This is a genomic window from Staphylothermus marinus F1 (genome assembly GCF_000015945.1).
In the GTDB taxonomy this organism is placed as follows: Archaea; Thermoproteota; Thermoprotei_A; order Sulfolobales; family Desulfurococcaceae; genus Staphylothermus; species Staphylothermus marinus.
The window spans coordinates 897,892-919,728 of the sequence record NC_009033.1; the positions used below are offsets into that span (position 1 = coordinate 897,892).

Annotated in this window: 23 protein-coding genes and 2 tRNA genes; 14 read left to right on the top strand and 11 right to left on the bottom strand. The window is 36.0% G+C overall.

Annotated features, from left to right (window positions below):
• The first annotated feature begins 5 nt into the window (after nucleotides 1-5).
• From hflX to SMAR_RS04760, 5 genes are read left to right on the top strand one after another with little or no spacing between them, the layout of a single operon-like run.
• Nucleotides 6-1,112, top strand: a complete 1,107-nt coding sequence (gene hflX / locus SMAR_RS04740) for a GTPase HflX (RefSeq protein WP_011839206.1) — start codon at nucleotides 6-8, stop codon at nucleotides 1,110-1,112.
• Nucleotides 1,066-1,626 carry a tRNA (cytidine(56)-2'-O)-methyltransferase gene (locus tag SMAR_RS04745; RefSeq protein WP_011839207.1) on the top strand — a complete coding sequence of 187 codons (561 nt, stop codon included), beginning with the start codon at nucleotides 1,066-1,068 and terminating at the stop codon, nucleotides 1,624-1,626. Before hflX ends, SMAR_RS04745 begins: the two co-directional genes overlap by 47 nt.
• Nucleotides 1,589-2,146, top strand: coding sequence for a transcription factor (locus SMAR_RS04750; protein WP_244372322.1), 558 nt, complete (start codon nucleotides 1,589-1,591; stop codon nucleotides 2,144-2,146). Before SMAR_RS04745 ends, SMAR_RS04750 begins: the two co-directional genes overlap by 38 nt.
• Nucleotides 2,147-2,148: 2 nt before the next feature.
• A complete protein-coding gene (locus SMAR_RS04755) occupies nucleotides 2,149-3,120 on the top strand; it encodes a DNA cytosine methyltransferase (RefSeq protein ID WP_011839209.1) in 972 nt (323 codons plus the stop codon).
• Between the two features lie 2 nt (nucleotides 3,121-3,122).
• Nucleotides 3,123-3,560: a RecB-family nuclease gene (locus tag SMAR_RS04760; protein ID WP_011839210.1), complete on the top strand. Its 438-nt coding sequence runs from the start codon at nucleotides 3,123-3,125 to the stop codon at nucleotides 3,558-3,560.
• Here SMAR_RS04760 and SMAR_RS04765 read toward each other — a convergent pair.
• The gene (locus tag SMAR_RS04765) at nucleotides 3,541-4,500 is read right to left on the bottom strand and encodes an aldo/keto reductase (protein ID WP_011839211.1); all 960 of its coding nucleotides are present in this window, start codon (nucleotides 4,498-4,500) and stop codon (nucleotides 3,541-3,543) included. The two genes, SMAR_RS04760 and SMAR_RS04765, sit on opposite strands and share 20 nt — an antisense overlap.
• A gap of 188 nt (nucleotides 4,501-4,688) precedes the next feature.
• A complete protein-coding gene (locus SMAR_RS04770; RefSeq protein WP_011839212.1) occupies nucleotides 4,689-5,702 on the bottom strand; it encodes a phosphate signaling complex PhoU family protein in 1,014 nt (337 codons plus the stop codon).
• A gap of 175 nt (nucleotides 5,703-5,877) precedes the next feature.
• On the opposite strand from SMAR_RS04770, the gene pstS reads away from it, so the two are divergent.
• The 6 genes from pstS to SMAR_RS04800 all read left to right on the top strand — a co-directional run bounded on the left by pstS (nucleotide 5,878) and on the right by SMAR_RS04800 (nucleotide 11,318).
• Nucleotides 5,878-7,023 carry a phosphate ABC transporter substrate-binding protein PstS gene (gene pstS / locus SMAR_RS04775; RefSeq protein WP_011839213.1) on the top strand — a complete coding sequence of 382 codons (1,146 nt, stop codon included), beginning with the start codon at nucleotides 5,878-5,880 and terminating at the stop codon, nucleotides 7,021-7,023.
• Nucleotides 7,024-7,039: 16 nt separating this feature from the next.
• Nucleotides 7,040-7,981, top strand: a complete 942-nt coding sequence (gene pstC / locus SMAR_RS04780; RefSeq protein ID WP_011839214.1) for a phosphate ABC transporter permease subunit PstC — start codon at nucleotides 7,040-7,042, stop codon at nucleotides 7,979-7,981.
• On the top strand, nucleotides 7,968-8,819 hold the full coding sequence (gene pstA / locus SMAR_RS04785) for a phosphate ABC transporter permease PstA (RefSeq protein WP_011839215.1): 852 nt from the start codon (nucleotides 7,968-7,970) through the stop codon (nucleotides 8,817-8,819). The genes pstC and pstA overlap by 14 nt, the downstream gene beginning before the upstream one ends.
• A complete protein-coding gene (locus SMAR_RS04790; protein ID WP_011839216.1) occupies nucleotides 8,816-9,568 on the top strand; it encodes a phosphate ABC transporter ATP-binding protein in 753 nt (250 codons plus the stop codon). Before pstA ends, SMAR_RS04790 begins: the two co-directional genes overlap by 4 nt.
• A gap of 1 nt (nucleotide 9,569) precedes the next feature.
• The gene (locus SMAR_RS04795; protein WP_011839217.1) at nucleotides 9,570-10,196 is read left to right on the top strand and encodes a phosphate signaling complex PhoU family protein; all 627 of its coding nucleotides are present in this window, start codon (nucleotides 9,570-9,572) and stop codon (nucleotides 10,194-10,196) included.
• Between the two features lie 120 nt (nucleotides 10,197-10,316).
• Nucleotides 10,317-11,318, top strand: coding sequence for an NAD(P)/FAD-dependent oxidoreductase (locus tag SMAR_RS04800; RefSeq protein WP_011839218.1), 1,002 nt, complete (start codon nucleotides 10,317-10,319; stop codon nucleotides 11,316-11,318).
• A 361-nt stretch (nucleotides 11,319-11,679) separates the two neighbouring features.
• Here the strand turns inward: SMAR_RS04800 and SMAR_RS04805 are convergent.
• Nucleotides 11,680-11,753 (bottom strand) — tRNA-Ile (locus tag SMAR_RS04805).
• Between the two features lie 75 nt (nucleotides 11,754-11,828).
• Nucleotides 11,829-13,088 (bottom strand): adenosylhomocysteinase, encoded by a 1,260-nt coding sequence (gene ahcY, locus SMAR_RS04810; protein ID WP_011839219.1) that lies wholly within the window; start codon nucleotides 13,086-13,088, stop codon nucleotides 11,829-11,831.
• A 79-nt stretch (nucleotides 13,089-13,167) separates the two neighbouring features.
• Here ahcY and SMAR_RS04815 point away from each other — a divergent pair, with 79 nt between their 5' ends.
• Nucleotides 13,168-13,677, top strand: a complete 510-nt coding sequence (locus tag SMAR_RS04815) for a hypothetical protein (RefSeq protein WP_011839220.1) — start codon at nucleotides 13,168-13,170, stop codon at nucleotides 13,675-13,677.
• Between the two features lie 202 nt (nucleotides 13,678-13,879).
• On the opposite strand, the gene SMAR_RS04820 is transcribed toward SMAR_RS04815, so the two are convergent.
• The 3 genes from SMAR_RS04820 to psmB (SMAR_RS04830) form a co-directional block, all read right to left on the bottom strand.
• Nucleotides 13,880-13,975, bottom strand: a tRNA-Arg gene (locus SMAR_RS04820).
• Nucleotides 13,976-14,042: 67 nt separating this feature from the next.
• Nucleotides 14,043-14,699 (bottom strand): endonuclease V, encoded by a 657-nt coding sequence (locus SMAR_RS04825; RefSeq protein ID WP_011839221.1) that lies wholly within the window; start codon nucleotides 14,697-14,699, stop codon nucleotides 14,043-14,045.
• Nucleotides 14,699-15,304, bottom strand: a complete 606-nt coding sequence (psmB, locus tag SMAR_RS04830; protein ID WP_052833836.1) for an archaeal proteasome endopeptidase complex subunit beta — start codon at nucleotides 15,302-15,304, stop codon at nucleotides 14,699-14,701. Before psmB (SMAR_RS04830) ends, SMAR_RS04825 begins: the two co-directional genes overlap by 1 nt.
• A gap of 244 nt (nucleotides 15,305-15,548) precedes the next feature.
• Between psmB (SMAR_RS04830) and SMAR_RS04835 the strand changes: the two genes are divergently transcribed.
• Nucleotides 15,549-16,151, top strand: a complete 603-nt coding sequence (locus SMAR_RS04835) for a TFIIB-type zinc ribbon-containing protein (RefSeq protein WP_244372325.1) — start codon at nucleotides 15,549-15,551, stop codon at nucleotides 16,149-16,151.
• A gap of 166 nt (nucleotides 16,152-16,317) precedes the next feature.
• Complete coding sequence (locus tag SMAR_RS04840; RefSeq protein ID WP_244372327.1) at nucleotides 16,318-17,358, top strand: NOG1 family protein; 1,041 nt, start codon at nucleotides 16,318-16,320, stop codon at nucleotides 17,356-17,358.
• Here the strand turns inward: SMAR_RS04840 and rtcA are convergent.
• From rtcA to psmB (SMAR_RS04860), 4 genes are all read right to left on the bottom strand, one after another.
• Nucleotides 17,327-18,400, bottom strand: coding sequence for an RNA 3'-terminal phosphate cyclase (rtcA, locus tag SMAR_RS04845; protein ID WP_052833837.1), 1,074 nt, complete (start codon nucleotides 18,398-18,400; stop codon nucleotides 17,327-17,329). The genes SMAR_RS04840 and rtcA overlap by 32 nt on opposite strands.
• Complete coding sequence (locus tag SMAR_RS04850; RefSeq protein ID WP_011839226.1) at nucleotides 18,381-18,908, bottom strand: nicotinamide-nucleotide adenylyltransferase; 528 nt, start codon at nucleotides 18,906-18,908, stop codon at nucleotides 18,381-18,383. The genes rtcA and SMAR_RS04850 overlap by 20 nt, the downstream gene beginning before the upstream one ends.
• 49 nt (nucleotides 18,909-18,957) lie before the next feature.
• Nucleotides 18,958-20,901 (bottom strand): beta-CASP ribonuclease aCPSF1, encoded by a 1,944-nt coding sequence (locus tag SMAR_RS04855; protein ID WP_169696952.1) that lies wholly within the window; start codon nucleotides 20,899-20,901, stop codon nucleotides 18,958-18,960.
• A gap of 293 nt (nucleotides 20,902-21,194) precedes the next feature.
• Complete coding sequence (gene psmB / locus SMAR_RS04860) at nucleotides 21,195-21,827, bottom strand: archaeal proteasome endopeptidase complex subunit beta (RefSeq protein WP_052833838.1); 633 nt, start codon at nucleotides 21,825-21,827, stop codon at nucleotides 21,195-21,197.
• Nucleotides 21,828-21,837 lie beyond the last annotated feature (10 nt).

Below are 21,837 nucleotides of genomic sequence, written 5' to 3' on the forward strand. Positions count from 1 at the left end.
TCGGTATGAGCGTAGATGTAGTTATACCATATAAATATAGGAAATTCTTAGATGAGGAACTATCTCTGATCAAAACAGTTTATCCAGAAATTAACGAAGTAGTAATGATTAGAAAACCAAATTCCAAATATTATTTAACTCTTAACAAAATTGATATAGTAAAGAATTCTTCTTCGCAGAAGATCATATTGATGGATAGAGCTAAGCCTTCCCAAATAATAAATTTAATGAGGGAGACCCGGAAAGAAATAATTGATCGTATCCTATTAATTCTCGAAATATTCGCGCAACACGCTGGCAGTAAAGAAGCTAAGCTACAAATAGAATTGGCAAAACTTAAACATCAATTACCATTGATAAAAGAAACTATTAGATATGCAAAACTAGGAGAACTACATGGATTCCTTGGAGCAGGTAGGTATGGTTATGAAAAATACTATAGAATGATGCGAGAAAGAGAAGCTAGAATTAGGAGAGAATTGGAGAAGTTACGGAGCATACGTAGTAGGAGAAGGGAACATAGAAGACAAATGGGGTATCCGCATATATCAATTGTAGGATATACATGTGCTGGTAAAACAACTTTGTTCAATAGATTAACACATAACCTTAAACCAGCTGGTCCAGAACCATTTACAACATTATCTCCAAAATCATCAGCAATAATTATTGATGGTTTAAAAATGATACTAACTGATACAGTAGGTTTTATCAGAGATCTACCTCATGAAATAATAGAAGCATTCTATGCTACGTTAGAAGAAATAATCGATTCAAACATAATTATCCATGTAATCGATGCATCAAAGAGTAGTGAAGCAATAATTAAGGAAATGGTTGAGACTAGGAGAATATTTGAGAGAATAGGGGTTCACGGAATACCTATAATAATAGCTCTCAACAAAATAGATCTCTTAAATAGCGAAGAAGAAATCATGGATAAAATAAGGCTTGTCGAAAAATATATTGATGGAAACAATGTTATAGTACCTATATCAGCGATTAACGGTAAAAACATCAGATACCTATTAAATGTTTTAAAAGAAATAATAAGAGGATACAGTATTGAAAATCTACGTTCTAAGATATGGTCACAGACCAGGCAGAGATAAAAGAATTACTACTCATGTAGGATTAGTTGCCAGAGCCTTTGGTGCCCACGGATTTATTCTTGGAGATGTTATTGATGAAAAAGTTATAGGATCCATAAAAAAAGTCATGGAGAGATGGGGAGGCAATCTATATATTGATGCCGGAGTTGATTCTCGTAAATACGTATTGGAGTGGAAACGTAGAGGAGGGATTGTCGTTCATTTAACAATGTATGGCTTACACATTGATGACGTAATAGATGAGATCAGAGGGCTTAATAAAGATATACTAATAGTTGTAGGCGCCGAAAAAGTACCACCCTTCTTTTACGAAGTAGCAGACTATAATGTCGCTATAGGTCATCAACCACACTCAGAAGTTGCTGCCTTAGCTGTGTTTCTCGATAGATTCTATATGGGTAAAGAACTACATTTATCCTTTCCAAACGCTAAATTAATAATAGTACCATCACCAAGAGGTAAAAAGGTGAAAAAGATTGCCGAGGAAGAAGAAGGAGAAAGCACTAAAGATTAGTCCTAGAGAAAAATATTATTTAGACATATTAATAGACCTAATAGCAAGAATGTATGGTGAAAAAGCCAAAAAAGTACTACTACACATAATAAGATCAGGTGGAATAGTAGCTGAGGAAACACTCGGAAAAGATATTGGTATGAAATCTAATGAAGCAAGAAAAATACTTCAACAATTAGCCGACGAAGCTATCCTGAGATACAAAACTGGCAGAGTAGGTGATAAAACATTGCACTTATGGATACTAAACATTGATCAAATAGAAGGTATTCTTATCGCTAGACTAAAGAAAACTAGAGAAAAACTATTGATCAGGCTAAACTATGAGAAAAACAATACTTTCCTAAAATGCCCATTATGTGGTAGAAGATATACATTCGATGAAGCCTTCGAAAACGATTTCCTGTGTCCATATGACGGCGAACAATTAATAGAATATGATAATAGCGAGGAAATAAGAATTTTAGAAGAAAAGATCAAAGAGATAACAGATGAACTAAGCAGGATCGGTGCAGCTTAGTATTGAAAAACACTTATAAATTCATTGATCTATTTTGTGGTGCAGGAGGTTTTGCTGAAGGATTTATCTTAACAAATAGATTTAGATCAGTTCTTGGAATAGATAATTTTAGGCCAGCTGCACAGACATATAAAATTAATTTTCCCGATTCAATTGTTATCATGGAGGATATTAAGCGGATAAGAAACGATGACCTAATAGAAATTATTGACCCTGAAGAAATAGATGTTGTCATAGGTAGTCCTCCTTGCGAACCCTTTACTGGAGCCAATCCCAAGCGTGAGAAAAACCCCATAGATAGACTATATAAGGATCCAGCTGGACAACTAACCCTCCACTATATTAGGATAGTAGGATTTCTTAAGCCAAGAGTATTTGTGATGGAAAATGTTCCAGCAATAATGGATGATGGATTAGAATATGTTCTGAGAAGAGAATTTGAAAAAATAGGTTATAGAATTTATTTTAACATATTGAGAGCAGAAGACTATGGAACACCTAGTCATAGACTAAGAGTTTTCATTTCTAACATACCTATCAAACCTAAGAAACAAAAACATAGAATCACTGTAGGAGAAGCTTTCAAGGGTCTCCCCAAACCCGGTACAGGTTATCCACCTAATCATGACCCCTTTCCCCTACCATTAAGAAAACTTAAGAGAATCTCTAGGCTCAAATGGGGTCAGGCAATGATATATTATGAAGGAGCACGTAGGAGATTACCCAATCTTATACGTTTAAATCCAAACAAGATAGCGCCCACGGTTCTTGGAAGTTCTCGATTTATCCATCCCTATGAAAACAGATTCATAACTGTTAGAGAACAAGCTCGCCTAATGGGTTTCCCAGATACGTTCATATTTGTTGGGGGACGAGATGAACAATATAATTTAGTTGGAGAAGCAGTTCCAGTTCCCTTAGCAAAAGCTATAGCTGAGTATATTGTTGAAAAACTTGATAGAGGTGATATATAAACATGAGATTCGTAGCATTATATGCGCCATCAAGTGTGCAGAGAATAATAGACTTCGTTAAAACTGTTTTTCTATTCCATGATTACCAACCCATAATAATAAAACCGGTTGGTGCGGCTGCTCAAATAGGTGTTCCTGAAGCATATAAGATAGCGTATAGACAGAAGAAATCCTTGATAGTACTTCCAGAAATTAATGATATAATAGAGGTTTTAGGAATTAGTGAGGTATACTACCTGGATGAAAGAGGAGAAGAAATAGAAATTAATAATCTGAAAAAAAGCAGTGTAGCACTAGTTATAAATGGTGGAGACCAAGAACCAAGCAAAAAAGAATTATTAAATACCCGTATTGTCAGAGTAAAAGGTGTTGATTCCTCATTGCCTCCTGTAGGCTTAACTGCTATTATCTTGTATCTTCTCAGTAGAGATACCATGTAGCATAAGATATTCTAATACCCTTACTTATTTCATCTAGTAATCTCCAATCTTCATAGCTAAGTCTCCATCCAACGCTATTAGCATTATCCACTACATGTTCAGGTTTCTTAGCTCCAGGTATTGGTACAATGTTTTTACTGTACATTATCATCCAGTTCAACGATATTTGAGCAGGTGATTTATTATATTTCTGAGATAATTGTTTTAACGCATCAATTAGAGGCTGTATTTTTTTGAAGTTTTCCGGATGAAAGATTGGATCCCTATGTCTCACATCCTGAAACTCCGGCAAATTATCGAGACTATATTTTCCAGTTAATGCTCCTTTAGATAATGGGCTCCATGGTAGAAATATCATATTATTCTTCTCCGCATAAGGTATTAGCTCTATTTCTGCTTGTCTTTCAATCAAATTATATCTATACTGCATACTGACAATGTCTGTTTTCGATAAACAACTCCTAACTTCCTCTAATAACTTAACTGGATAATTACTCACACCTAGGAACCTAACCTTGCCTAAATCAACTAATTTCTCTAAAGCTCTCATATATGGACATGTGGGATGATTATGCCAGCATGGTGGCCAGTGAAGCTGTAATAGATCAATATATTCTGTTCCAAGACGCTTCAAGGATTTATCAACCGATCTAAATACGTCCTCAGGCGTTAAGAAATCACCGGGTATCTTAGTAGCAATAAATACTTCCTCTCTCTTAACACTGAGCTCTCTAAGAGCTCTTCCAAGAAACTCTTCACTCATACCATTACCATAAACCATCGCAGTATCGAAGAAGTTTATCCCCATCTCTAACGCTTTCTCAACAATTTTTTTGGCGTCTTCATAATTTGTAACACCCCATGCCTCACTAAATTGCCATGTACCGAGCCCGATCCTAGAAATCTTAATTCCAGTATTTCTTATTTCAACATATTCCATGATACCACCTTGAAACTCATGATTCACTTAGATAATCTTTTATTATCCTTTTTATATCTTTATAGTTCACAATACTTATTCAATTATATTGTTAATAGGTAGTTTAGCAATTGACATGTTCATGTTAATATTCTTATTTAGGAATACTATTGTTAGGATTAAGTGAATATATGCTAAAAGTAATGCTTCTAGGTACGTATGTATTCTCTTATTGTTATCATATTAATTATTGATTCAGCTATATCGAGACTATAAGCCTTAATTCTCCTTATGCTGTCAAGTATTAAGTTGGCTTCGGGGAACCCCAAAGGATTAATAAGGTTATGTCTAGTTTTCTCTTCAAGCTTCTCCAATTCTTTGAACAACGTTACAACGTTATTAGCATATTTTTTATTCAGACTCTTAAGTCCCTTAATCGCATTTATGTATAGTTCCTTTGTTTTGCTAAACAGCTCAACTATTTGATCAGGTAAAAGCGTTCTTCCATTATTCTTTAATATAATTTCAGAAATTAGAACGGCATGGTCTGCTATTCTCTCAATACTTTTAACTGATATGATCATATATAACGCCTCCGGCAAGGCTACTAAGCCTAAATTGGAGGGACTTAATTCACCTAATAATAACTGGTTTAGTTGCCTCGTGATTAACAGGAAAAGCTTATCTACAACCTCATCTCTTTCAACAATGCTTATAAGAATCTTTTCATCATACCGTGTAAGTATTCTTTCTACGTCTTCCAACATTGATCTAGTAGTATTCGCCATTTTCTCTAGTGCTTCAGTTATGGTGAGTAATGAAGTATCCACTATAGAATACAATGTTAACTCATTGGATTTTTCATCGAGTATTTCGAGCCCTATTGCCTTACTTCTAACTTTATCTATTATCCTAGTTAAAGCGTTGATGCTTATGTCTCTGTATCTAATCTTTATTATATTGTAACCAGCTAGATATGCCGATAGAATTTCTATTATAGCACTATCAATATTGTCTTGACCCACCTCGATCTCCTTAACCCTGACCTCTCGCCTAGACTTTCTATGTGAGGGGGTAATTCTGAGGCTGTAGTCTGGCAGAATATCTATGAGAACTTCTGAACCAGGAGTTAATCCTACATTTTTCACCCACTCCTTGGGTAGAGATACTATAAATGTTGACCCCCCTGTTACCTGGATCCTTCTCCTGATCATCCTACTCATGTAATAATCCCTCAAATCTACCTAGTTGTCTTCTACTGTATAATATATTAGTTCATATATATAAGTATATACTTGCTTAATAACTCTATATTCAATATATACTAAATAGGTAATTTTTATATAGATTATGTAGTAGTAAATATAATTTGATGGTAATATGGGGGATCTATGAGAAATGTTTAAAGGTAAAACAATAGCGATGATCGCAGTTATATCTGTACTAATTATGACATCCCTCTTAATCTATAATGTTTACATATCCAACACATACACCAATTCAAGCCTTAGCACAACGACAGTTCAGGAAGAAAAATCTAAAGTGTATCTAAGAGGATCTGGTGCGACATTTCCCTTACCCTTATACGAAGAATGGATCGAGGAGTTCATGAATGAGCAAAACAATATTATAGTGGATTATGAGGGCATAGGCAGCGGTGCCGGACAAGAACAGTTCTTTAAGGGCTTAACAGACTTTTGTGGAAGCGATCCTCCTCTCAGCCACGAGAAATGGCTTGAATATAAGGGTAAAGTATTACAGTTGCCAACCATACTTGGAGCTGTAGTAGTAACATATAATGTACCGGAAATATCGAGAAACATACATTTAAACATTAGCGGCGAAATTTTAGCCTTAATATATAAGGGAGAGATAGAATATTGGGACGATCCACATATAAAAAGCCTTAATCCAGCAATAGCCGATAGGCTTCCACACCAAAAAATAATAGTAGTTCATCGTTCAGATGCTAGTGGCACAACACAAATTTTTACAACCTTTCTACATAAATCAGCACCAGATATATGGCCTGAAGAGCTAGTAGGTAAAACAATAGATTGGCCTATAGATAAAACAGGAAGAGGTATTGGTGGTAAGGGTAATCCAGGCGTTACAGCCGTAGTGGTTAATACAAAATATTCTATAGGCTATATCGAGTATCAGTATGCTCTTAAAAACAATTTACCCATTGCGGCAGTAATGAATAAGGAGGGAGTATTTGTATTACCTTCCAAAACAACTATTCAATCAGCTGCAAAATATGCGCTCACCACAGGACTCATACCAGATAGCCCAGATGGAGACTTTAGCAAGGAGCTAGATGCAATAATATATGCACCAGGCAAAGATTCTTACCCAATAACAGCATTCTCCCACATATTCGTGTGGAAACACTATGATGACAAAGAGAAAGCCGATGCTATAAAGACTTTTATTAAGTGGATCTATACTGAGGGCTCAAAACATGTTATTGAGGGCTATGTAGCAGTACCAGATGAGATCAAGGGTATCGCGTTAAAATCCATCAACATGATTGAAGGCTGAGGGTGATATTGTGTATATGAAGGGAAAAATGTCTAGAAAAGATAAGCTTTTTCTTTACTCATTACTTCCCTTCGGGGGTATTATATTAGCTTTATTTATATTATTATTTAAAACATTAGCAGAGAATTCATTACCCATATTTCTACGTGAAGGAATACATTTTATTTTATCAAATGAATGGAAACCATCAGAGACAAATCCTTCCCTAGAATATTATGGAATATTATCACCAATAGTTGGAACAATATATACTTCATTAATAGCGTTAATAATTGCTCTCCCATTATCCATTGCTCTAACAATATTCATAAATGAGTTCCTACCATATAATGTGAAAGATTTATTTATAAACCTAGTAGAAATAATGGCTGGCTTACCAACAGTAATATATGGTTTATGGGGAGCCTTTGTACTCGCACCCATACTACGAGACTATGTAATGTTGCCTATTCATAGATATTTATGGTTTATACCGTTTTTCTCATGTAACCCATTGTCGCCCCTAACAATATTTACAGCAGGAGTTATACTTGCTATAATGATAACACCATTTATTACGAGTATTATAAGAGAAGCATATGAAAATATTCCGCTAACTTATAGAGAAGCAATATTATCTTTGGGAGCAACTAGTTATGAATATGTCAAAATAATGTTATCAATGATCAAGCCAGCAGTAATAGCAGCTATTTTATTAGGGTTTGGAAGAGCTGCTGGTGAAACTATAGCTGTTTCAATGACTATAGGTAATAGTTTCTCATTAACAACATGTCTATTCGCACCAGGCTATACTATATCATCACTAATAGCTAATCAGTTCGGCAATGCAGGATTCTACCATTACATGATGAATGCTCTCTACGGTGCTGGACTTATATTATTACTTGTAGGCGTGGTATTGAACACTATAGGTTTATATGTTCTAGGGAGGTGGAGGAAACAGTTTGAAGAGTTCTAGTAAGAGATTCGTATTAGATAAGTTGTTTAAGTATATTGTAATTACATTATCAATTATAGCATTAACCCCGTTATTCTTAATCATAGCCTCAATCATAGTTAATGGTGGTAATACATTATTAGAGGCTGGAATAAGTTTCCTATATAATTTGCCTCCATCACCATTATCAACTAGTATAGGTGGTATAGGACCCTCACTAATAGGAACATTATTATTAGCAACTACAACTATAGTTATAGGACTGCCTTTGGCATTCTTTACTGCAGTATTAGCGGTGGAATACCCTGATAGTATTATAGGTAGGTTAGTAGGAGTTTTAACTAGGTCATTTGTGGAGATACCTACAATTCTCATCGGTGTCTTAATATATACATTAATGGTTATACCTATGGGGAGATTCTCGGCTCTAGCAGGTGCGTTTGCTTTAGCAATAGTTGCTTTACCATATATGTATACATATGTTGAGAGAGCTTTATCCTCTATTCCGTGGACATATCGTGAAGCAGCATATGGGTTAGGCTTAGACAAATTTAAGGCGTTAATACATGTTTTCATAGGTATTGCGCGTAGAGGTATTGTTGCAGGTATACTTATAGGTTTAGCAAAGGCGTCTGGAGAAACAGCACCATTACTATTCACTATAGGTGGTAGTAAATATACATATTTTAGAGGATTGGATCAACCCATAGACAGTATACCTTTACTAATATATGAATTTGCACAAACACCTTATGAAATATACCATAGAGTCGCTTGGGGAGCGGCCCTAGTGCTTTTGTTAATATATCTCGTTTTATTCATAACTCTAAGAGCGTTTGTGAAGAGAGTGGAACTATGAAATATGCTGTAGAAATAAATGGGCTTAATGTATTTATTAGAGGAAAAAAGATCCTTGATAATGTAAACTTGAAGATTCCAGCAAACTCTATATTTACAATTATGGGTCCAAGTGGTTCGGGAAAAAGCACGTTGTTAAGAGTAATAAATAGATTAATAGATCTCATTCCATTTTCTAGAGTTGAAGGCAAGGTCCATGTATTCGGCAAGGATATCTATAGTATAGACCCATATATGTTACGTAAAAATATAGGAATGGTTTTTCAAACACCAAACCCCTTCCCCCATTTAAGCATATATGATAACGTAGCATTAGGAGCTAAGCTTAACGGTGTTGCAAAGAATAGAAAAGAACTAGATAAGATAGTCGAATGGGCATTAAAAACTGCAATGCTATGGGATGAAGTTAAGGATAGACTACATGATCCCCCCTCAAAGCTTAGTGGAGGACAGAGACAAAGACTATGCCTTGCAAGAGCATTAGCTTTAAAACCAAAAATACTCCTACTAGACGAACCCACCGCTAACATAGACCCTGTCAATACATGGAAAATAGAGGAGGCACTAGTATCACTTAAAAACCAGTTAACAATAATAATGGTAACACATTCACCGCATCAAGCCACACGTATTTCCGACTATATAGCATTTCTATACATGGGCAAAATAATTGAACAAGGCCCATCAAAACAAATACTTATCAATCCACAAAACGAACTTACACAGAAATTCCTAACAGGAGGGATATAGATTGAACACATATCTCGATAAAGAATTTCATAAACTAGTTAAAATACTCAATGATATGAAGGATATTATTTATAAAATACTAGACTATACCGGTAAACTATTTAGCGAACCCAATGAATATATTAGGAGAGATATTAGGAAAAGTATTGAGGAATTAATCAATACCATTGAGATTATTAGACATGATGCATTCATTGAATCATTAGTATTTATTGCAAGATTTCAACCACTAGGTAAAGAACTAAGACTAGTCGAGGCTTATATTAATGTATATTATGACATTTATAGAATTAGCAGATACTGTGGAGAAATAAGTAGAATAGACAATATAATTGACAACTTCACAAACGAAACATTCAATGATCTCAGAGAAGGATTCGCATGGGCTACTGAAATGGTTAAACTAGCCATTCAAAGCTTTATAGAAAACAATACTGATATGGCAAGAAAAGTTTTAGATATGGATAATAAACTCGATAACCTCTACATTAATTATTTAAAGAAACTTAAAGAAATGGAAAAAGTACCTAAATACTTCGCCACAAAAACAATATTAGCAAGACATATAGAACGTATAGGTGATCACGCAACATATATTGCTGAGAAAGTACTAGATCTAAATGAATAGGAAATAAAATATACTAATATTTCTGTTTCAATCAAATAGTTTCTACAACGTTAATTTAATACGAGATTGTCTAAATAAATGCGTAGGGATTTAATATGGTACGTAAAGCGAGGTGAGATTATGACGAATAGCGTTCGATTTAGATTAACAGGTATTATTCCGACACCTTCGAAGAAAGAGGAGAAAATATATGATGTAGTAGTCGTTGGTGGGGGGCCTGCTGGATTAACTGCAGCATTGTATGCTGCAAGATACCAGTTAAAAACAATAGTAGTAACAAAGCTTTTAGGAGGCTTGGTAACTGAAGCTCCCATTGTAGATGATTACCCGGGATTACCCGAGATCCCAGGTAATGAATTAGTCGATAAATTTGTTAAACATGTTAGGAAATATAATGTCCCCATTATAATCGATGAAGTCATTAATATGATTAGGAAAAACAATCTTTGGTGTGTAGAGCTTAGAACTACTCGGAGAACTATTTGTGGATACACAGTTATTTATGCAATAGGTAGTGAGAAGAGAAAGCTGGGTGTTCCAGGCGAGGACAGATTAGCTGGTAGAGGAATTTCTTATTGTGCAACATGTGATGGACCATTGTTTAAAGGTAAAGTAGTAGCGGTTGTCGGAGGAGGCAACTCGGCTTTTTCATCAGCATTATACCTAGCATCGCTAGCCTCAAAAGTATACGTAATACATAGAAGAGAACAATTCAGAGCATTCCCAGCATATGTTGAGAGAGCTAAGCAGGATCCAAAAATAGAATTCATAACAAATACCATAATCAAAGAAATAATTGGGGATACAAAAGTTAGAGCAATAAAACTATACAATAGAGCAACAGGTGATGAGAGAATACTTGAAGTAGACGGTGTCTTTGTTGAAATAGGGCTTATACCGCCGAGAGAGTTCTTCGAGAAAATTGGAGTAGAAACAGATGAATATGGTTATGCAAAAGTAGGGCCTGATCAATCAACGAATCTTCCAGGAGTATATGTAGCGGGAGATGCTGCTGGAGGACCATGCAAGTACCGATTCGAACAAATAATTACAGCAGCCGCTGAAGGAGCAAAAGCAGCAGATGCAGCATTTAAATACATTCTGCAAAACATTAAGAAATAACATGTAATTTTATATTTATTTGTCAGACTACAAATCGGAATTCCTTTACAACACAGTTCCATTGACCAAAAAAGACTATTCGCTTATCTAGATACTATGGTTAATTTGGAAATTATGGTTGTTGGGTTCACTCTATAAACCCCATGATATTTATGGTTCGGGTAATGCAGATGGCGGGCAACCACTGCAGACCTCTCGGAAGTTTCTTTATTCATTTACTTAGAAAGTAATGCTTAGATCCAGCTATTTATATAGATAGTAAAATAGTTTATGATGCATTCTATTAAGCTAAAAATATTAAGCTAATACGTTGCCGATCTATTAAAATGATTATCATCAATCACGAACAAATAAAAGTATGTGGGCCCGGGGGGATTCGAACCCCCGACCACCGGGTTATGAGCCCGGCGCTCTACCTGGCTGAGCTACGGGCCCCCGGTGCCCATCTTCTCTATTTAGTTAAATATTATTGGGGGATTTATATGTTATCCGTTTTTCTCAATTATGATATTATGTTCCAAGAGTCCATGATTTAAGATATTCTTCTTGCTCCTTTGTGAGCTTATCTATCTCTATATTCATCGATTCTAGTTTTAATCTAGCAACTCTTCTATCTAGTTCTAGTGGCGGATTGAAAACTTTTGGCGGTAACTTTCCTCTATTATCATATAAGTATTTTACAGCTAGGAACTGGTTTGCAAAACTCATATCCATTACTTCGCTGGGATGACCTTCTGCTGCTACTAAGTTTACTAGTCTACCTTTAGCTAATAGATATATTCTCCTACCATCTCTTAGCTTATACTCTGTAACATTGGGTCTAATCACTCTCTTATTCATTGATAAGGATTCTAGATCAGGTATCCATATTTCAACGTTGAAGTGGCCGGCATTAGCTAGTATTGCTCCATCCTTCATTTTCTCTATATGCTCTTTTCTAATAACAGCCTTGTTGCCTGTCGCAGTAATAAATATATCACCAACTTCTGCTGCTTTAATCATAGGCATTACCTCGAATCCATCAAATACTGCTTCTAATGCACGAATAGGATCAACCTCGGTAATAATTACTCTGCGAGCACCTAGTCCTCTAGCACGCATAGCTATTCCTCTGCCAACCCATCCATAACCTGCTACAACAACTACTTTGCCAGCAACTAGTATATTTGTAGCTCTAAGTATTCCATCAAATGTGCTCTGCCCTGTTCCATACCTGTTATCAAATAAGTATTTAGTATATGCATTATTAACAGCGATAACAGGGTATTTCAATAATCCATCTCTCTCCAATGCTTTAAGCCTTATAACACCTGTTGTTGTTTCCTCTGTTCCACCAATTATTTTATCAGCTAAATCCAAGTGTTCCCTATGAATAGTTGCATGCAGATCTCCACCATCATCCAATACTATATCAGGATCGCTCTTAACCACTTGGTTTATACACCAATAATATTCTTCGCTACTCATACCTCTCCAAGCATAAACCCTTATACCATACTCTACTAATGCAGCAGCTACATCATCTTGTGTCGATAACGGATTACTAGCAGCTAACACTACATCTTCTGCACCAGCATCCTTTAAAGCTTTCATTAAGACAGCTGTTTCTTTAGTCACATGTAGTACTGCACCAATTCTTAATCCTCTAAGCGGTTTTGATCCAGAATATTTCTTCCTCAAAAGCATCAATACCGGCATATGGTTTTCAGCCCATTCAATCTTTAACTTGCCTTGCTCAGCCAATTCCATATTCTTAACTCTATACTCCATAACTGATCGCCTTTAAGACGTGATATTATTATATTATTATATTAGCGGCCTATAATAAATAATTAAAAGGTGCTGTTATATGAGTAAAAACAATGAGATAAGCGATAAAGCTATAATTATAACATTAATAACCAAGCGTCCGTGGCTTATACCCTTCATATACTATATTCATACCTATTCAGGCCTCACATTAGAAGAGCTGAGAAAACTCGTTGGTGTTAGAACACAAATTATAAAAAGAGCATTATGGTGGTTGGCTAAAAATAATATTGTGGAGAAACGAGGAGAAAAATATGTTATTAAAGAAGAGTATGCGAGATTTATTGAGAAATTATTGTTTAATTGTTGTACAACAGGTAAAACCCACGTGTTAAAAATAGGTAAAACATACTTCGTAGTAATAATTAGGAGAACACGTATATCAACATATACTGTGCCAGAAGACTTATACGATAAGTTAGTAGAGTATGAACTAAATGTTCAAACAGAGTTTCAACCCGAAGATCTCGTTAATACTCTAAACATACCTATCCGTCTAGCACATAGAGTAGTTGCGTTAAGAAGAATTCTTAGAGAATGCTATTCTTAATCAGCTTCGCAGGGCCTCCACATACCAGCTATCCAATCAATAGTAGCTGTTCGGGGTCGGAGGTTTTCATCACTAAGAATAATAAATGTGTATTCGCCAATAATAATTATTTTAGTAACAGTGATGAAGATCTTTGGAGCCGATGAGTGAGGATAACGGCGGAGCTCTGATCGCTTCTCCCCTAAAAATTAATTATTAGAAGCGGGCCCGCCGGGATTTGAACCCGGGGCCTCCGGCTGGCCACGAACCCTACTATTCTCCGCAGGCCGGCGCCCTATCCAGGCTAGGCTACGGGCCCATGAAGACCTCGTGGAGATTCTAGGTAGTAATTCATTTTTCATAATTTATTAATTTGTTTTTATAAACTATTTCTTTCTATGCGCTATTCTCTTAGATAATTGATCAGCTATGGCTGTTGGTAATGGCAACTTATACTTAGGTGTTAATAGTTTTGTGGTTAATAAGTATGCGTCTTCAAGAGTTATCTTGTACCCTATGCTTATGTAGAGTTCTTGTCCTTTATGCTTGATTATTCTGGCAACAATCATTCCATGTGCTTCAAGGTATTTTTCGCCATTAATTTCTCTTATTTCACCATATAGTTTCTTCTTAGCCACACCTATCGATGGTTTATCCAGTACTAACCCTATATGGGTAGCTATACCTAGTCCTCTGGGATGAGATAACCCATGTCCATCAACAAATATAATATCTGGTTCATGCCTAAGCTTTAGAACAGCTGAAATATACGCAGGTGCTTCGCGGAAGGCGAGAAGCCCTGGAACATATGGTATTGGAGGCTTCTTAATAACAACACTATGCTCTAACACGTTTCCACTTGAAAAATCTAGGAGAACAGCGACACCATACATTAAACCTTTATGATAAGCAGCATCAACACCTACAACATACTTTATCTTGTCGAGATCGATTCTCCCAATATTCTCTATAGACTTAAAAGCTTTCTCTGCAAGAGCTCTCTGAATCCTAACAGCTCTTCTATAATCAAAAACAATACTCACTAGCTAGTCTCCCTTCTAAACATGTATTCTCTCAGAGAATAACCCTCTTCCGTGATCCTCAATACGTCTACTCCATCACCAGATACAGCGTCTCGCTCAATAGCTTCACGTATAGCTGAGACCGCGAGTTTTTCTGCTTCATCAACATCTATGTCTTCTCTATATTCTTTCTCAATAATGCCTAGTGCTATGGGTCCTCCAGAACCTAAAGCAACATATTTATCCTCTATCAAGCTACCAACAGGATCCAATACATATATTTGTGGACCTTTCTCATCAAATCCCCCCACAACAACCTCGGTCATGAGTGGGGCAAGTTTGTATGAGTAAAGTATTAGTGATAATATTTTAGCAAGCCCTCTAACACGTATTTCACGTCCCAGCTGTAACTCGTAGTTTTCAGCTTCCATCCGTAGAGCACGAATAATGAATTGTGCATCGCCTACTAATCCAGCAAAACCTATACCTACATGTTTAGTTATTGGGTGGACTTTTCTAGTATTCTTGCTTAACACGTATCCATCATAAGTTAATCTTTTCTCGCCAGCAATAACTACTCCGTTAACAGCCTTAATACCCAATACTGTACCAGGCAAACTACTCATAGCAAACACACCATTAAAGACAGCTATGAAAACCATTTATCAAATACTATGAATAATCATAGAGTATTAAAAACATTCTTAGAAATAATATTTAAAACATCAACTCCATACATACTATATCCCTTCTCCCCATCCCTAATCCTCACTAATTAGAATAGTTTCGGCCTACTCCCCGAGACCACTAACATACAGAGACTCGGCAATAGTCTGTTTTCAACATTAAATAAAACCCGTAGAGGTGTATATGTTGACACATAAATGCCCAGTATGCGGAGGAACATTGATATGGGATTATGAGAGCGGTGAGGTAGTTTGTAGTAAGTGTGGATTAGTAGTTGATAAAATATATGATTATGGAGTAAGTAGGGAGAGAGAAGATGTTGTTGAATGGCGCGAAGTGAAACTAAAAACTTATCCGAAGAAAAACCATATTCTTAAAAAATATAAGTATCACATACGTCTTTACAATACCGCTCAAAACATTGTTAAAAACAAGCCTTGGCTAGAAATAGATTATTCAAAAATACTTGAAACAGGAAAAATGATCAAAACAATAAAATCAATAGCAACAATTAAAGCTGAAAAGAACATAACAGAGAAAAACCTGTGGGATAAGGTAGAAAAAGGAATAGAATATATAGAAAAGACTCATCCAGCAACACTAGCAAGGAGCGACAGAGGAAAATATGCATTAGCATATATGATTTACTATTATATTCAAAAAACAAAATTTCCGCCACAAAAAGAGATAACAGAAATATTCAACATAAGTGAAACAAGCTATAAAAGACTATTGAAAACAGCGAAGAAAATAATATCGTTGAAACCAGCAATATACAATAAATAATTGTTTTAATCAATCAATAAACCACATTACTAGACAAAACCATTTTAAACCCTCCTTATTTCTTACCAGAAATTTAATTTAACAATGATAAGTTAATAAGTCAATAATTAATTAGCCACCAACTAATTAGAACATTTAAGAAATGAAAAATATTGTGAGAAAAGAAATGAAACCTGAGAAATTAAAGAAATACTATATTAAAACTTACAGCGAGCTTTACAACTTAGTTAATAGTAGAATGAAAACAGCATCCATACCGCCCCCTCCAAAGATAAAGAGGAAAGATAAGTTTCTACAACTAAGAAATACATTACTAGTAAAACTTGGAATTGTATATAATATTATTGATTCAGAACTAACGAAAATTATTGAAGCTCTCAAAACAATATCATTAATGCATCCCTTCTACAAAGAATTATTCATGGCTAAAACTAAGAAGACACCTAAAGATCTTGTTAAGAGATTCACTATGCTTAAACATACTGCTACAAGAATATATAATGATGCAAAACAACAGATCAAGACTGGTTTAACCGGGAAAGAAATTGTTGGAGCTTTCAAAGCAGGTATTGGCAGATTATTATCTATTTATAGGAGAAATAATGATTTAATAATTGCGATCAAAGAATCAATAATTGAAATCTCCAAATTACCAGATATAACTGGCGACTTAGTAGTAATAATTGCTGGAATGCCTCAAGTAGGAAAATCTACTCTACTCAAAAAACTTACACATGCAAAACCGGAGATTTCCCCATTCCCCTTCACAACCAAGACAATAATAGCTGGTCATATCACTGTAGAACCATATGGTAAAATAACACTTATTGATACACCCGGATTACTGGATAGACCATTAGATAGAAAGAACCCTATAGAATACAAAGCCGTGCTTGCTTTAAAACACTTAGCTGATATCACTATATATTTGTTCGATGTAAATCCACAGAGCTATTATACGTTTGAACAACAACTCAGCGTCTATAATGATATAAAGGAGCTTCTAGGAGATAAAGAAATGATTATCGCTATTAACAAGATCGATATAACCCCTAGAGAATACCTTGAAAAACAATGTATAAGAATCAAAGAAGTAACGGGGAAAGAACCTTTGCTCATATCTGCAGAGAAGGAATATAATCTCGATAAATTGAAAATGATCCTTATAAACAAGCTTATGGAGAAAGCCCTACACCATGAATCCTAATTATTCCTTTCTCACCCTTATTCCCAACAATACTTACCTTAGAATTCGGCAGAAAAATCTTTGAGACCTCGATAGCTGTTAAAGTATGATTTGTAAGCTTAGAAACCCCAGCAATGCTTTCACCCCCAGCCAAGAACATGTATGGTATAAGCATATCACCCATATGACTATCAAAAGCCATACCACTACTAAGCTCGTCTATAAGCTTCTCAGCAGCTTCCCTTCCCACGATCTCGGCTCTCTTACCCCTTGCACCAAGAGCATCGCCTCCTAAACGAGTACCAGCTTCTACGTCAGCATATAATACTATACCGCTTCCAGGACCTAAATGCGGATCTCTGCCTGGTGGGTATGATTCAATAAGTATGTTGGGTTCAACACCTAATTTTTCACGGATCACAGTTGCTGCACTACGTGCTTGTCTCTCAGCTACGTGTCGAGGCAATCTTACAGCATGACTTATACCATAAATACTGATCAGTTTTCCTCTCTCAACAATATTTATAGGCTTCATTTTTCCAAGTAATGGTTTAACTTTAAGAACAACGCGGCCACCGCCTCGAGGATAATGTCCCCTCCTATACAGTTCTATCTCGACATCTACACCGAAGAATCTCAAATTATATATGAATACATATCTCATATAATCTATTGGAGGGCTCCAAGGAACATCTGTGCCCCCAATTATTTCTACACTACTATATCCTTTGCTGAATAGGAGAGCTGGTAGAATCGCTTGAATAACAAGCGTAGTACTTCCAGCAGTTCCTATGTTGAATCTATAATTTCCAGGCTTCCGCCTCTTAGGCTCAAAATATATCTCCATACTACCAACTTTAGCCCCCTTAACAACAGCGTCAGTAATCATTTGTAATGCTTTTACAGCTGTTAAATGCTGTGGTCTAAGTCCTGGATTACTACGTTTAGCACGTATATTATATATTCTAACAGGTTTAAGCGTTACAGCTGAGAATCCAAGACTATACCTTAAAATCTGTCCGCCACCCTCACCCATACTACCATCAATCTCTATGATCTCCACAACCACATACCTCCCTAATTCTTTCAACACCATTTATTGACTCAATATATCTAGCAACTTGTTCCGGAACAAGATTTTTCCATTCCATACCATTACATATTCTACGCCGAATAATTGTTCCATTATACTCGCTTGGACTAAACAGGTTTAACTTAATAGTCTTAAAACCAATCCAATCATATATCTTAACAACATGTGGATTACCAGATGCCACAGCATCTACGCGAGGCACCATGGATAAAACATATGTTGTCCAAGCAAGAGGCATACGTATATCGGGGATAGGGATTAACCAGTACCTGTCCCTACTTATACCATTATTTTTAAGAACATAATCTATCATCTCTATTCTTTCACTAGCAGTAAATGGATTATTACATGTAAATCCTTCCTGGGCAGAACCAATAACTATAACTACCTCATCGAATTCTCTAAGCAGCCTCTCAACAACTCGTAAATGACCTTTGTGGAACGGCTGAAACCTTCCAGGGTAAAGTACTCTATGCATAAACATCATCCTCTCATATTTTTAGAAATATAGGGTTAGGTATAACACATTATCTACGAGCAGTTAAATGTATAGAATCCAGTAAATGTGGTGTATAAACCATCGTATTGGCTCCATAACCAGTACTCGGATTTCTTATAATCTTTGATACCAATCGAGCAAGAGTCATAATCGCCGAGGGTTCTCCATGGTTAAGTATAATATTTCTAGGCTTTGGAGAAATGTTTCTTACATATCTTAACAGCTCGCTTTGATCACTGTGACCACTGAAACCATCTATGCTGTAGACTTCGAGATTAATCCTTATAATCTCGACTTTATTATCAACAACTGTTTGAAGCTCTCTCATACCATCTTTAATTCTCCTACCAAGAGTCCCCTCGGCTTGGTAACCTACAAATACAAGGCTGTTCCTTGGATCGCTTGCTATGAGCTTTAAATATTCTACTGCAGGTCCCCCGGTTAACATGCCGCTTGTAGCTAGTATTATTGATGGCTTTGTTTCAACAATATCTGGCCTAGCAGTTCCACTCTCTATTATGTGGAAATAATCTGCTGTAAAGGGGTTTTCTCCTCTATAAATCATTTCCTTAATGTTTCTATTCAAATACTCCGGGTACTGTGTATGAATAGCTGTTACCTCATTAACTAATCCCTCAATAAATACATCAACTTTTGGTATCAGACCCTTACTGATAGCATCGTTTAGTACAAGCATTATTTCTTGTCCACGCCCAACAGCAAATACTGGAATCAAAACAATTCCTTTTCTCTCAATAGTTTTCTTAACAATTCTTATAAGTTCAGCCTCCGCCTCCCTCCTACTTTGCTGACGTGTAGCACCATAAGTTGATTCCATAATTAAGGTCTCAACTCTTGGAAACTTATCCTCTGCTCTATTAAGAAGCCTTGTGGGAGCATATTTGAAGTCTCCAGTATATACTATATTATGAAGACCCATACCTATGTGTAGATGAACTATGGCTGAACCCAGGATGTGTCCAGCATTATACATGGTAACCTTGATGTCTGGAGCAACATCTGTTACATCACCATACTCAAGAGGTATTGTGTGAAGTATAGTAGTCATTAAGTCTTTCTCACTATATGGTAAATACTTGCCTTCACGCTGTGTAACTTCTATTAAATCCTTAATCATTATCACCATTAATTCCCTGGTAGGCTTAGTAACATATAGTGGTCCACGATACCCGTATTTGTAGAGAAGGGGAACTAGTCCTATATGGTCTAAATGAGCATGAGTAACAATAACAGCGTCTAGTTCGGATAAGTTTAATTGGTCAATATCAATGAATGGATAAGCTCTATCATAATCTGTACCTGCACCAACATTAATTCCTAGATCAAGTAATACCCTGCTTTCACGAGTCTCCACAAGTATAGCTGATCGACCAACCTCCATAAATCCGCCGAGAGCCGTTATACGTACATAGTTGTTCTTAAAAATAACATCCCTATGTATTCTCTCCCCAAGTTTTCGGAGAAACCTAAGCCTATAATCGCTCTCCTTTAATAAATTAGACATTATTACTTTCAACACTTTTGATTCAAGCGGGGAAGCTCTCTGAGGCTCAGGTCTCCACCCAGTTTCTGCTAATATGTAGTGTCTAATATATGATCCTCTACCAACTATTAAACCAGGTTTTTCAGCTTTAATCCATACTTCTCCCCTCGTATGATCAAACACTATACCATTAGGATCAACACCAGCATCCTTCGGCACAATCTCCAAGATTTTTTCTTTAGCTTTTTCAGGAGGCAATCTGACATCTGGATCAGCTCTTATAACAACTCTTTTCCTCACTTTCTTAGCTATATTCTTGACCAAGTCTAGATACTTAGCTATGGCTTTCCTATTCCTAACATACAATACTATCTCCGGACCTTCAAACTCTATGTTTGTCAAGACCAAATCCGGAGGTATCTCTCGCAGTATTCTCTTCAATAGTTCTGCTCTGCCACGATCAAGCATGATCTTTTTCAACAACTAGAACACCACACTGTAATGTTTTGACAAGATCAACTTTGCACACAGTCTAGTATGTGGACAAAGATGAACCCATAAACCAAGAACTAAAACAACTTATTATTCCAAATTATGTCTCAATCGATACATAAATATTATTATCCTTATATAGATTACTCTTCCCAAACTCATCGATCCTCATTACTAAACAAAACTGAAATATTTGAAGCTAAAATAGGTGAAGAGCCCAAACTTGACTGTTAGTAATGAATAAAATAAAATTTTATACGTATTAGTTTCTATTTTGCTATAATTGATCGTTTGAATAGTTTTGTTTCCTCAACGTATGTGTTTGGACCAATAACAACTATATCAACGCCTTCACCGCTAAATCCGTCTCTCTTAGTAGCTGCTGATACTGCTTTGAACGCTAATTCTTTGGCTTCATCTAAGCTTAGATCACTCCTATATTCTTCTTCGAGAACACCGAATGCTGTTGGAGAACCACTACCGGTAGCCATATATTTTTCTTCGCTCAAACTACCGAATAGATCTATATAGAATAAATGTGGTCCATTATCATCGTATCCGCCCAACAATAACTGGACTATGTAGGGCGACATTCTCAGATAAGCATTCAATATAATTGATAAATTAGATGCTAATGCTGAAACCTTAATTGGCCTTCCTAGTTCTAGCTTGTATTTCCTCGCAATAAACCTAGCTTGCTCAGCAATGATTTCAGCATCAGCTACAAGACCCGAAATAGTCATTGCAATATAGTCGTCTATCCTAATAATTTTCTTCACTCTCTTATGAGCAACTAGCGAACCCGCAGTAGCTCTCTTATCAGCTGCTAAAACAACATAGTCACCAACGACTATGCCGACAGTTGTTGTTTTAGATACTATTTTCTTACCGGACAAAACCATTACCTCACAA